At 64.5% G+C, this 12,455-nt stretch carries 11 protein-coding genes and 1 pseudogene; 9 read left to right on the forward strand and 3 right to left on the reverse strand.

Annotation, left to right across the window (positions count from 1 at the left end; all coding sequences use genetic code 11):
* The first annotated feature begins 146 nt into the window (after positions 1-146).
* Entirely contained in the window at positions 147-1,763 is a 1,617-nt protein-coding gene (locus tag JOZ76_RS10055) for a tannase/feruloyl esterase family alpha/beta hydrolase (RefSeq protein WP_291698477.1), read from the forward strand.
* A gap of 132 nt (positions 1,764-1,895) precedes the next feature.
* On the opposite strand, the gene JOZ76_RS10060 is transcribed toward JOZ76_RS10055, so the two are convergent.
* Positions 1,896-2,708 carry an IclR family transcriptional regulator gene (locus JOZ76_RS10060; protein ID WP_291698478.1) on the reverse strand — a complete coding sequence of 271 codons (813 nt, stop codon included), beginning with the start codon at positions 2,706-2,708 and terminating at the stop codon, positions 1,896-1,898.
* A gap of 305 nt (positions 2,709-3,013) precedes the next feature.
* Here JOZ76_RS10060 and JOZ76_RS10065 point away from each other — a divergent pair, with 305 nt between their 5' ends.
* Genes JOZ76_RS10065 through JOZ76_RS10080 form a run of 4 tightly spaced genes read left to right on the forward strand, consistent with a single transcriptional unit; the run spans position 3,014 to position 7,467 of the window.
* Positions 3,014-4,000 carry an ABC transporter substrate-binding protein gene (locus JOZ76_RS10065; protein ID WP_441300007.1) on the forward strand — a complete coding sequence of 329 codons (987 nt, stop codon included), beginning with the start codon at positions 3,014-3,016 and terminating at the stop codon, positions 3,998-4,000.
* 28 nt (positions 4,001-4,028) lie between these two features.
* Positions 4,029-5,534, forward strand: coding sequence for a sugar ABC transporter ATP-binding protein (locus tag JOZ76_RS10070; protein WP_291698487.1), 1,506 nt, complete (start codon positions 4,029-4,031; stop codon positions 5,532-5,534).
* The gene (locus JOZ76_RS10075; protein WP_291698479.1) at positions 5,531-6,496 is read left to right on the forward strand and encodes an ABC transporter permease; all 966 of its coding nucleotides are present in this window, start codon (positions 5,531-5,533) and stop codon (positions 6,494-6,496) included. The genes JOZ76_RS10070 and JOZ76_RS10075 overlap by 4 nt, the downstream gene beginning before the upstream one ends.
* Entirely contained in the window at positions 6,493-7,467 is a 975-nt protein-coding gene (locus JOZ76_RS10080) for an ABC transporter permease (protein WP_291698480.1), read from the forward strand. Before JOZ76_RS10075 ends, JOZ76_RS10080 begins: the two co-directional genes overlap by 4 nt.
* Here JOZ76_RS10080 and JOZ76_RS10085 read toward each other — a convergent pair.
* Entirely contained in the window at positions 7,441-8,382 is a 942-nt protein-coding gene (locus tag JOZ76_RS10085) for an amidohydrolase family protein (RefSeq protein WP_291698481.1), read from the reverse strand. The genes JOZ76_RS10080 and JOZ76_RS10085 overlap by 27 nt on opposite strands.
* A gap of 106 nt (positions 8,383-8,488) precedes the next feature.
* On the opposite strand from JOZ76_RS10085, the gene JOZ76_RS10090 reads away from it, so the two are divergent.
* From JOZ76_RS10090 to JOZ76_RS10100, 3 genes are all read left to right on the forward strand, one after another.
* Positions 8,489-8,833, forward strand: a complete 345-nt coding sequence (locus JOZ76_RS10090; RefSeq protein WP_291698482.1) for a RidA family protein — start codon at positions 8,489-8,491, stop codon at positions 8,831-8,833.
* Between the two features lie 7 nt (positions 8,834-8,840).
* On the forward strand, positions 8,841-9,848 hold the full coding sequence (locus JOZ76_RS10095) for a succinylglutamate desuccinylase/aspartoacylase family protein (RefSeq protein ID WP_291698483.1): 1,008 nt from the start codon (positions 8,841-8,843) through the stop codon (positions 9,846-9,848).
* Positions 9,849-9,917: 69 nt separating this feature from the next.
* Positions 9,918-11,108 (forward strand): hypothetical protein, encoded by a 1,191-nt coding sequence (locus JOZ76_RS10100; RefSeq protein ID WP_291698484.1) that lies wholly within the window; start codon positions 9,918-9,920, stop codon positions 11,106-11,108.
* Here JOZ76_RS10100 and JOZ76_RS10105 read toward each other — a convergent pair.
* Positions 11,093-11,998 (reverse strand): ribonuclease Z, encoded by a 906-nt coding sequence (locus JOZ76_RS10105; RefSeq protein ID WP_291698485.1) that lies wholly within the window; start codon positions 11,996-11,998, stop codon positions 11,093-11,095. The genes JOZ76_RS10100 and JOZ76_RS10105 overlap by 16 nt on opposite strands.
* A gap of 311 nt (positions 11,999-12,309) precedes the next feature.
* Here JOZ76_RS10105 and JOZ76_RS10110 point away from each other — a divergent pair.
* A pseudogene (locus JOZ76_RS10110) lies at positions 12,310-12,455 on the forward strand (MFS transporter); the annotation flags it as partial.

The following is a 12,455-nucleotide window of genomic DNA, read 5'->3' on the forward strand; positions in this document are numbered from 1 at the left end:
ATTCTTGTTCGCTTTCGCTCTTTGGCATTCAAATCTGAAAACATTTCCGGTGTCGCTCCGGAAAAACCATCAATATGGTGCGCCCAAGAAGCAACGAGCAAAACCAACCTTGCGCCCAGCGAGCGGTACACCAGGGAGAGCGACGCATGAGCCCGATGCGGAAGGAAACCGGCACCATACAAATCATCGCCGCATTACTTGTTGGCTGCATGGCCGTCCCGGTGTTCTCGGAAACCGGCGTTGCAGCCGACGGGCCTGCGATCAACTGTGAGGGGCTGGCTGGCGTCGGTTTTCCAGGTTCGACAATTGTGATCGAAAAGGCCGAGGCGGTGCCGGACGCGCCGGCGGGGACCGTGCAGGTGCGGCCGGGCGATCCTCAGACCGTGGGCGCTGCAATCCCGTCCTATTGCCGGGCACAAGGTGCCATCGACCGGCGCAGCGGAGCCGACGGCAAGCCCTATGCGATCGGATTCGCGATCGCCCTTCCCGATCGCTGGAATGGGCGGTTTCTGTTCCAGGGCGGCGGCGGCTTGAATGGATCGATCCGACCGCCGCTCGGCGCTCAGGCCGCGGGTGAGATTCCCGCTCTCGCGCGCGGCTTTGCCGTCATGTCCACTGACAGCGGCCATCAGGGAGCGGTATTCGACGCATCGTTCATGGCCGATCAGGAAGCGGCGCTCAACTTTGCCCAGGCCTCTGTCGGCAAGGTCACCGCGGCCGCGAAGACGATCATCGGACGCTATTATGGCCGGCCGCCGGAGCGGTCCTATTTCGTGGGCTGCTCGACCGGTGGCCGCGAGGCCATGATCGCCTCGCAGCGTTATCCCGGAGAGTTTGACGGCATCGTCGCCGGCGCGCCAGCCATGCGCACGGGCCGCTCCAATCTCGGCCTGGCCTGGGCCAACCATCAGTTCACGCAGATCGCTCCCAAGGGTGAAAGCGGCAAGCCGGAGCCTGCGAGGGCATTCTCCCCCTCCGAGCGCAAGCTCATCACGGACGCCGTCGTCGCGGCCTGCGATGCCAATGATGGCCTGAAGGACGGCATGATCTTCAATATGCGCGAATGCCGCTTTGATCCCGCGGTGCTCGCCTGCAGCGGCGCCAGAACGGATGCCTGCCTCGCTCCGGCTCAGGTGAGCGCATTGACGAAGGCTTTTGCCGGCCCAAGGAATTCGCGCGGCGCGCCCGCCTATTCAGCATTCCCGTGGGACAGTGGGATTGCCGCTGAAAATGTTCCGATCCCCGGCATCCTCACGACAGGGGCGCGCAGCCCGGTCGGTCCTGCGGTGTTCGAGACCATCAATGTCGATGAGATCGAGGACCGGGTGGACGGGGATGGGATGCAGCGGCTGCAGAGCACGGCGAACTGGACCAACCTCAACAGCTTTTTCGGCCATGGCGGCAAGCTACTGTTCTACCACGGGGTCAGCGATCCCTGGTTCTCGGCGCTCGACACGATCGACTATTACGAGCGCATGGCCGCGAACTCGGGAGGCGTCGAGAAAGTGCGCGCGAGCTCCAGCCGGGCCTATCTCGTGCCGGGCATGGGCCACTGCGCGAGCGGCGCGGCGACGCTCGACCGGTTCGACCTCCTGCAGGCCGTCGTCGACTGGGTCGAGCAAGGCAAGGCGCCGGATGCGGTGATCGCCACGGGTCCGGCTTTCCCCGGCCGCAGCCGGCCGATCTGCGCTTACCCGCAACATGCTGCCTATAAAGGTCAAGGCGACCCGGAGGATGCCGCAAGCTTCGAATGCCGCGATTGACAGCCGTTGGACTGTCGCGGGTGACACGTGGGGCTCCGGGGCCACGCGCGCGGCCCCGGCTCGACGGCGCGAGCGGCGCAAACTGCGACCAGGCCGCGAAATTGGAATCGCTCGGCGCATTGCCTGCCGCGACTACACCACACCCGCCCTGAGACCAGAGATCGGCAACGAACAGGCCTTTTCGGAGAGGCTCCGCGCCGCGGCGCTGAGCGCATCGCGGTAGCGGGCGTGGTTCCGCGCGGCATCTTCGCGGGGCGCGATGAGGCAGAGGGTCGCCGCGCAAATCCCCTCGCCCTGGTAGACCGGTGCAGCAAAGCAATGCGTGAAATTATCGGCCAGCGAGTCAAAGGAGAAGAAGCCGTCCTTTCGCGCCTTGTGAACCTCGGCCAGAAAAGTTTTTGGGTTCAGCCTGGCGCCGCTCGGCAGCACAAAATCCTCTTTTGGAATGAAGGCGAGGATCTCGTCGTCGCTCATATGCGAGACCAGGAGACGGCCCGACGCGGTCCAGGGAATCGGAATTTGTTCGCCGACATCCGAGGAGATGCGAAAGGGCCTGGCGCCTTCGCACATCATCGCAACCGTGTATTTGTTGCCGTCGAGCATGCAGAGCTGAGACGTCTCGCGCGTCGTCTCCGCGAGCTCGTCGAGATAGGACCGGCACTCGCGGGTCAGATCGAACTGCGACTGATAGGCAAGGCCGAAAAAGTACAGTTTGCGGCCGAGAAAGACGCGACCCTCCTTGTCGGCATATTCGAGCACGCCGGCCTTCAGCATCAGACCCACGAGCTCGTAGGTGGTCGATTTCGGCGCTTCGATGCCGACCGCGATCTCGTTCGGGCGCGCCGGCCGACGCAATCCGCGCAGATAATCCAGGATCTCGAAAGCCCGATCGAGCCCGCGCGCGCGCCGACCGGCGCCCATGTCCTCAACTGCATCAGAAGCCATCTTTTGCGCCCTCGCCCGGGATTCCCGGTGCTCATGCACCCATCGCTTGCCTATTGCGCGATTCTCGAAACGACGCTAGCGTTCGCAGGTCCACTATAGCGATATTCTTTCCATTATAGTGGAATACATCTGGGAGCAAGTCGGCATGTGGAGGCCCTGCCGATCAATCGCTTGAGGCCAGGCCTTGATAGGCGCCAGCGCGCGCCGCGCATTGGAGGGGAGTTTTGAGGATGATGAAGTCGTCTTTATCGGCGCTCAGTGCCGCTTGCCTTGGCCTTTTCCTTGGCCTGCTCGCCTGCGTCGCCATGCCGAGCGAAGCCGCCGCCGCGGCCAAATGCATCAAGGGCGACCGCAAGCCGCCATTCACGATCGGCTGGGCCGACATCTATTCGGTGCCGACCTGGATGAAGGAGACGCAGGGAACGATCGAGAAGGAAGTCGACGAACTCAAGAAGCAGGGTCTGGTCTCGAAACTCGTCGTGACGGACGCCCAGGGCGATGCCAACACCCAGATCCAGCAGATCCAATCGATGATCGACTCCAATGTCGATGCGATCATCCTGATTGCCGGCTCGTCCACGGCACCGGGCCGCGTGATCGCCGATGCCTGCGCGAAGGGCATCGCCGTGATCAATTTCGACAGCCTCGTCGACACCGATGAGGTCACCGCCAAGATCAACACCGATTCGGCGCAGTGGGGCGCGAGCGCCGCAAAATTCCTCGTCGACGCGATCGGCGGCAAGGGCAAGATCCTTGTGCTGAACGGCCCGGCCGGCATCTCCGTCAGCGACGATCGCCGCAAGGGCGCCGAGCCGGTGCTCAAGGCCAATCCCAATGTGACCATCCTCGCCGAGACCAATACTGCCTACAACGTCGCACCGGCCCAGGAAGCGGTGACCAACCTTCTGTTTGCGCATCCCGACATCGACGGCATCCTGTCGCTCGGCGGCGCGCTCTCGGCCGGCGCCGTGCTCGCCTTCGACAAACAGGGCCGCGCGCAGGTTCCGATCACGGGCGAGAATGCCCGCCAGTTCCTCGAACTGTGGAAGGCGAAAAACCTCAAGGCCTGGGCGACGATGCAGCCGAACTGGCTCGGCGCGTTTGCGACCTATGCGGCCGTGCAGGCGCTCTCCGGCAAGGATGTGCCGGCCTTCGTCAAGATTCCGCTGCCGGTGATCGACAATTCGAACATCGACCAGTATCTCGCCAAGGCAAAGGATTTCCCGGCTGACGGCTACATCTATTCGCCCTACGATCAAAAGCTGTTTGACGAGCTTTTGGCTCAGAAGTGAGCGACAACCGGGAACGGTCGTGAGAAAGATGACGCCTGCTCCGACCCTCGCCGCGCGTGGCGTGTCAAAATCGTTCTTCGGCAATGCCGTGCTGCGCGAGGTTTCCATCGCGCTCCAGCCGGGCCGGATTCACGCGCTGCTCGGCGAGAACGGAGCGGGCAAATCGACGCTGATCAACATCCTGTCGGGGGCGCTGCTCCCCGACGCGGGTGCCGTGGAAATAGACGGCCGGGTGTTTCGCGGCCTCAATCCTCGCGACGCCCATCGTGCCGGGATCGCGGTGGTGCAACAGGAACTCGGCCTTACCACCCAGCTCTCGATCGCGGAAAATATCGGCATCGGCGCGCTGCCGCGCCGCTACGGGCTGATCGACTATCGCGGCCTTGCCAGGCGGGCGCGGGCGGCGATGGACCTCGTCGGGCTCAACGAGGATCTGGCGACCCCGGTCGGCGACCTGCCGCTTGGCCGGCGCCAGATGGTGGAAATCGCCCGGGCATTGTTTCGCGAGCCGCGCGTTCTCATTCTCGATGAGCCGACCTCGTCCCTGTCCGCGCATGAAGTCGAGACGCTGACTGCGCTGCTCGATCGCCTCCGGGCGAAGGGCACGGCCATTCTCTACATCTCGCATCGGCTCAACGAAGTCATGCGGCTGTGCCAGCACGTCACCGTGCTCAAGGACGGCGTCGTGACGGCGGATCGTCCGATCGAGGGCGTCGAGGCCGCGGATCTTGTGCGGCTGATGGTCGGCCGCGACACCGGCCACCTCTTCCCGGCCTGGACGCCCTCAGCCGATCGCGATCCGATCATACAGGTGTCGGGTCTTTCCTCCGGCGTCCTGCGTGATATCGATATGTCTATCCGCCGCGGCGAGGTTTTGGGCATCGGCGGTTTGGTCGGACAGGGACAAGAGGATCTGCTGCTCAGCCTCTATGGCGCCCTGCCCGCCTCCGCGCGGACCGCCGAGTTCAACCGACAGCGCAACCTTCCCGCGTCGGTGCGCAGGGCCAATGCGCTCGGCCTCGCCTATGTGCCCGCTGACCGCAAACGCGAAGGTCTTCATCTGATCCATGCCATCGGCTGGAATCTGATGCTACCAAGCCTCGCGCGCGCGTTTTCCCTGTCGCTGCGCGATCGTTCGAAGGAGCGCGTGCTCGCGACCGCGCTCGCCGACCGCTTTGCGATCAAGGGCGATCTGACGCGGCAGGTGCGGGCGCTCTCCGGCGGCAATCAGCAGAAAGTGGCGCTGGCGAAATGGACGCCGGCCGAGCCGCAGGTCTGGTTGCTCAACGATCCAACGCGTGGCGTGGATGTCGAAACCAAGCGCGAAATCTACGCGCTGTTGCGGCGTCTCGCTAGCGAGGGCAAGGCCATCGTGCTGTCAAGCTCCGACACCCCCGAGCTCGTGCATCTCTGCGACCGCGTCGCGGTCATGCGCGAGGGGCGGATCGTCGCGACTATCGAACGCGAGGCGCTGAGCGAAGGGGCAATTGTCGCCGCGGCGATGGGCGCAGACCCCCTGAGGACCGCGGCATGAACGCGATCGAAAGCGCAAGCCTGCGGCTCTATTGGCCGGCGCAGCGACAGCGCAACCGCGGCGCAGGCGGCCTCCTGATCGTCGTCGCGGCATTCTTGGCGCTCTACGCCTATCTGTTCCCTGGCCTCCTCAGTGTCGGCGGCGTCGCAAAGTTCGCGCAGAGCTGGCTTCCGCTGGCGATGGTGTCGATGGCGCAGGCGATCCTGATGCTCGCCGGCGGCGTCAGCCTCGCGATCGGTGCGATGGTCAGTCTTGGCGCCGTCATCGCCGCAACGACGATGGCCGGGCCGCTCGGCGTCGCCGGCGGAGCGGCTTTGGTGATGATCGCCGGCCTCGGCGTCGGCGCGGCCTGCGGCGTCATCGTCGTCCGCCTCGGCCTGCCCGCCATCGTCGTGACGCTTGCCGCCTCCTTCATCGTCGGCGGCGCCGCCCTCCTGATCCTGCCAAGACCGGGCGGCACGATCCCCGCATGGCTCTCAGACCTGCTCGCCGGCGACAAGCCGGTGGCCGCATGGCTCGTCATCGCCGTCGTCGTGTTCTGGAAACTCTATCTCGCGACGCCGCTCGGCCTCAGCCTCTACGCCGCCGGCGAAAATCCTGATGCAGCCTACCGCGCCGGCGTCCCCGTCGACGCGGCGCGGATTTTGGCCTACGCCGTCAGCGGGCTGCTTGCGACGTGCGCCGGCCTGTTCGTCGCCGCGAAAACCGGTTCGGGCGATCCAGTCATAGGCGAAGCCTTTACGCTCAATTCGATCGCAGCCGCGGTGCTCGGCGGCGTCGGCTTTCTCGGCGGCAAGGGCGCAATGCGCGGCGCGCTCGCCGGCAGCCTTCTGCTCAGCGTGATGATCAACGTGATGTATTTCCTCGGCTTCCCGCCGGTCGCACATTACATCGCGCAGGGCCTGATCATCATCGGCGCCGTGGCGCTGCCGGAATTTTCCGCGCGCAGGAGGGCCCTATGAATCCCGGCGAAGCGGTGCGCTTTCCAAAAGTCCGCCCGCGCGCGCTCTTCGCGAGCCGTCCTGTCCTGACCTTTCTGATCGTCGTCGCCGTCTGGATCGGCGCTTCCTTCGTCAAACCGGGTTTCGGCGCTTTCGGCCATCTCCGTTATCTCGTCGAACTCGGTGCCGTCGTCGGCCTCGCCGCGATCGGGCAAACATTCGTCGTCATTGCAGGCGGCATCGACCTGTCAGTCGGCGCCATCATTACGGTCAGCGCGGTCGGCGCGCCGCTCGTGGCACTTGCTTTCGATGAGAGCGGCGCTTTCGCCGCGCTCATCACGCTGGCCGCCGCGACCGTGATCGGCGTCCTCAACGGGCTCGGCGTCGCCTTCCTGCGCGCCCATCCCATGATCATGACCCTGGCCATGGCGACCTTTTTGCAAGGCCTCTTGATCCTGCTGGCCGGCGGCAGCGCGATCTCTGCACAAAGTCCCCTGCTCGAGTGGCTCGGCTCCGCGCGGCCGGGCGGCGTCCCTGCCGGCGTCCTGGTCTGGGCCATCGCGTCGGTGCTTTCGCTGCTGGCGCTGCACGCCACACCATTCGGCGCGCGCGTGTTCGCGCTCGGCGCCAATTCGCTCGCGGCCACCCTCTCCGGTGTCAACGTTCCGGCGACGACCGTCGCGGTCTACGCGATCAGTGGCCTGACCGCAGGGATGACGGGCCTCCTGCTCCTCGGCATGAACGGGCAAGGCTATGTCGGGATCGGCGATCCCTATCTCTTGTCATCGATCGCTGCCGTGGTTCTCGGCGGCACCTCGATCCTCGGCGGCTCCGGCACCTACGCCGGCTCGATTCCCGGCGCCGTTCTCCTGGTGACGATCACCGGCCTCATCACCGTGGTCAATGCTTCGCCGGGCTGGCGCAGCATCCTGTTCGGATCGCTGATCCTCGCACTGCTGCTGATCTCAGGTCGAGAGGCGCGTCGACGATGAGCGACCATCGAACCGATAGACGCGCGCCGCATTGGCGAAGAACAGAGCGCTCTGCTCATCCGCGGTCAGCCCGGAGGCGATGGTCTTGAAGGCGCCGTACACCTCGTCGAAGGACGCGTGGAGCCCCGCGACCGGAAAATCGCTGGCGAACATCGCGCGCGCTGTGCCGAAGCATGCGAGGCAGTGCAAGACCACTTCGGCAAGGCTGTCGAGCGTCCAGTCATGATCATAGGCCACGAGGTCGGAGATCTTGATCGTCACGTTGGGGGCGCGGCCGAGATTCGCGAGACCCTCTCGCCAACGCCGCAGCCCGTCGGCATTGCGGTCGATCGGGCTGCCGCAATGGTTGAGAACGAAAAGCTGGTTCGGAAAATCCGCCACCAGTCTTGCCGCCTGAGCAAGCTGATTCGGAAACACCATCAGATCGAAGACAAGACCGTGAGCCTGCAGCCGTGCGAGGCCCGCGCGCCACTGCGGATCCTCCATGAGATCGCCGCGCGCAGCAAAACGGCGCGCGGGATCTGCGCTCCAGCTCAAGACGTCGCGCACCCCGACGACGCGCGAAAAGCCCGCCTGCGCCTCGAGCAAGGCGGGCGCCTCCCTGCTCGCCAGCGGGACATGGACGACGTAACGCTCCGCGACGCGATCTCTCTTGTCGAGCGTTTCGAGCCAGCACGTTTCGCCAACGCAGTCGTCGCTGATCCAACCGGCTTCGACATGAACGCTGGCGACGATGTTTTGCCGCGCCGCGTCGCGGCGATAATCCTCGGGCAAGTAGTTGCGCTTGAGCGGCGCAAGGTCGCCGAGACCGCCACGCCGGCCGGCGCCAGCGGCGAGCCAGGGATGCCGATCAAGGCGCAGGTCCCAGAGATGATGATGAGGGTCGATGATCGGACCGTCATAGCTCATCGTCACGCCGATCTCCCCGACAGGCAACGTCGTTGCTCGTCGCCCGCACCGCGCTTACCCCACCTCATTCGACCAGACACTTCTTTGACCACCCACAGCGCGAGAGTTTTCGATGATGAAACACTACCAGGTTGGCCCCCGCATGGCGCAGGCGGTGACCTATAATGGCGCGGTTCATATCGCCGGCCAAGTCGCCGACAATCGCGAGGCTGACATCGAGGAGCAGACGCGCGAGGTTCTCGCCAAGATCGACGCGCTGCTTGCCGAGGCTGGAACGAGCAAGTCGAAACTCGTCGCGGTGAACATCTTCCTGCCGCACATTACCGATTTCGAAGCGATGAACCGCGTCTATGACGCCTGGGTCGATCCCGCAAAGCCGCCGGCGCGCGCCTGCGTCGAGGCGCGGCTCGCCGACCCCGATTTGCGCATCGAGATCACCGCCATCGCAGCGCTATAGGAGCGGTATGCATACCGGCCTTTTTCACACGTTCGACCTCGAACGGGACGGCAAGACGCTCAGCCATCTCGGCCTGCCCTTCTCCGTCGACCGCTCGCCCTATTTCCAGATCAAGGTGCCGATCTGCGTCATCCGCAATGGCGAAGGTCCGTCCGTCCTGCTCATGGCCGGAAATCATGGCGATGAATATGAGGGCGAACTGTCGCTGGCGCGGTTGATCCGCAGGCTTGATCCCACGTGCATGCGCGGGCGCGTCACCATTTTGCCGCTGGCGAATACGCCCGCGGTGATGGCGGCGCGCCGCTGCTCGCCGCTCGACGGCGGCAATCTCAACCGGGCGTTTCCAGGCGAGGCGCAGGGCATGCCGACGCAGCGGCTCGCGCATTTTCTCGAGACGGAGCTTTTTCCTCGCCACGACGTGGTGTTCGACATTCATTCCGGCGGAACCTCGATGGCGCATTTGCTCTGCGCGCTCATTGAAACCAATACCGACCCGTCAGGGCATCAGGCGGCCTTGTCGTTGATGCGGCGGCTGGGGCTGCCGTTCGGCTTCGTTGCAGACAATGGTCCTGCCGCGCCCACATCGATGGGCGCGGCGCGACGCGCCGGCGCGATCGGCCTCAGCGGCGAGTTCGGCGGCGGCGGAGCGACGACGCCCGAGAGCATGGCGGCGACCGAAGGCGCCATCGACAATCTGCTTCTGGCGCTCGGCGTGACCGATGCGCCGGTGTTTCAGGCGTCCCAAACTCCGGCGTCGCCGATGCGCCTGCTCGCGCTCTCCCGGCAAAGCCAGGCCATTTACGCGGTCCGACGGGGATGGTTCGAGCCGGCCAAACCGCTCGGCGCGCTGGTGGCGGCAGGCGATGTCGCCGGCTTCCTGCATGATCTCGAGCGCCTGGACGCGCCCGAAGAGGAGCTCCGCTTCGCCGAGGACGGCGTCGTGCTCTCGCATCGTCTGCACACGATGTGCGAAGCCGGCGATTGCCTGATGCAGGTCGCCGAGGTGATCGCGTGAGCAGCACCGACTTGATGACAAAGGATCATTGTTTTCGTCAAACAGCGCTTCCGTACTGAAAGGTCGCCAATGCATCGCTCAATGTGGACCTACGCCTGGGACATCCTTGACCTCGGCTTCGATCGCGTCACCGGCGAACTCCGCGACCGTGCCGGCATGAACAGTGTCAGTCTGGCGACCTCGTATCACGCCGGCCGCTTCCTGCAGCCGCGCAGCCCGGTCCGAAAGGCCTATTTTCCCGAGGATGGCACGATCTACTTTCATCCGACGCCGTCGCGCTGGGACCGAGTGGCGATCAAGCCGAAAGTCGCCGACATCATCACGCAAGGCGGGGACGTCCTGCGCGAGCTCGTGCGCCGTCGCGACGCCGGCGGCCTAAAGGTCTGCTGCTGGACGGTGTGCCTGCACAACACCCGGCTCGGCCTGCTTTATCCCAGCGCGGTGACGCGCAATGCCTTCGGCGATCCGAACTATTACAATCTCTGCCCGTCCAATCCCGATGCGCGCGCCTATGTCTGCGCTCTGGTCGAGGATGTCGCGCATGCCTATCGTCCTGATATCGTCGAGCTCGAGAGCCCAGCCTTCATGGGGTTTGCCCATGAGTACCATCACGAGAAGGATGGCGTCGGCCTGACCGCCGAGGATGATTTCTTCCTATCACTGTGTTTCTGCGAATCCTGTCACGCTCGCGCCAGTGCGGCCAGCATCGACGTCGAGGCTGCGCGGCGCCTGGTCGCGCAGTGGATTGTCGAGGCATGCGAGCGCGAGACGCCAAAGCCGCGTTTTCCGGAATTTCCCGCCCGCGGTGTCGATACTTTTCGCATCTTCCCGGCGCTGCACGAATTTCTTCTGTGGCGGACGGATCCGGTCACAAGCCTGATCGCCGAAATGCGGACGCGCGCGCACGCGGACTGTCGCATCGTCTTGATCGATATTGCCGACGCCTGGCTCGGCGGCTGCGATCTCCCGGCGATCGGTAAGGTTTGCGACGGGGCGATCCTTTGCGTCTATGGACGTTCGCCGGAGGAGTCCGCCGCGATCTTGCGGCAGGGCAAAGCCGCGCTCGGCGACGACAAGTTTCTGGGCGCGGGGCTGCGCGTCTTCGCGCACGATGTCAATGGTGCTGAAGATCTGACAAGCCAGGCCGCCGCATGCATCAAGGCTGGTGCCAAGGGACTCAATTTCTACAACTACGGCCTCATTCCAGCACCCCGGTTGGACTGGATCCGCCGCGCCTGCGCCGATCAGATCGCGATTTGATCGAAGTCATTCGCAAGGCGGCTATTCGGAAACGTCCTGGTCGCCTCCGCCAATATTTCCTCGTCGCCGTAGCGTCCGGAAATGTGGGTCAGGACGAGCCGTTTGACGCCGCTGGTTGCCGCGAGCGCAGCGGCCTCCCCCGCTGTAAGATGTCCGTAGTCTCGCGCAATAGCTGAATCACGATCGAGAAACGTGGCCTCGATCACCAGCAGGTCGGCATCGCGCACACGTTCGGCCAGACCTTCAGTCGTTTCAGTATCGCCGATCACGACCAGCTTCTTCTGCCGTTCTGGCGGCCCGAGTACGTCTTCGGGATCGACCGTCCTGCCGTCATCGAGTATGACGGGCCTTCCTTCTGCGAGGTCCTTCCGCACCGGGCCGTGCGGCACTCCGAGCGCCACCAGGCGGTCCGGTCTGAGATGGCGCCGTGTATGAGTTTGGAAGCAGAATCCGAAGCTGTCGGTCTCGCGGTGGCGGACCGGGAAGCAGCCGATCGTGAAGTTGCCGGCGTCGAGGACCAGGCCGGTGGTCAGCGGGGCGAGCTCGAGCGGGACGGGAGCGCGCCCCTCGCCCCACAGACCCGCGAGCATCCGCACCACGACATCGAGGGTGCCGGGGCTGGCATGAATCGTCATCACCTGATCGCTTCGCCGAAGCCGCAGCGTCGAAAAGAGACCGGGAATACCGAGCACATGGTCGAAATGGCCATGGGTCAACAGCATCCGGTCGAGCCGTCGGAAGCCGGCGCCGCTGCGCAACAACTGACGCTGGGTGCCCTCGCCGCAATCCACCAGGATGCGGTGACCTCCTGCTTCAATTAGAAGGCCCGGATGATTGCGCTCCGCCGATGGGATACTCGCCGAGGTTCCAAGAAAGGTGAGTGCAAACATGACAGGGACGATACTCTCATCGGTTGGGCGGCGGGCTGCCAATGCATCGGGAATGTTGGCTTAGGCCATATCATTCGGCCCGCAGGCGGCAAAACAAAGGGTGTTTTCAATTCGAGGCGAGCCTCCCGAAGGAATAGTCCGCTCTGGGCAAATCACCTGCGGCGGTGAAGGCGAAAACCAGGAGGAGAGGGCATCAAGCGTTGGTCCGTCGGATATTGCGCTGCACCGCGTTCGTCTCCGTCAAGAGTGTCTGCAGCCCCGGAGGAACATGCCAGGGAAGGCTGAGTTGTGTCCGATATCGGACGATTCAGATGTTGCAAGACGTCGAAGCCAGAACCATCGCCAAGGTCACGACGCGCCTCGTTCCGTTTCTGGTCGTCTGCTATTTTGTCGCCTATCTCGACCGGGTGAATGTCGGGTTCGCCGCGCTCACCATGAACCAGGATCTCGGCCTGTC

Origin of the sequence: Bradyrhizobium sp. (genome assembly GCF_019244115.1) — a bacterium.
In the GTDB taxonomy this organism is placed as follows: domain Bacteria; phylum Pseudomonadota; class Alphaproteobacteria; order Rhizobiales; family Xanthobacteraceae; genus Bradyrhizobium.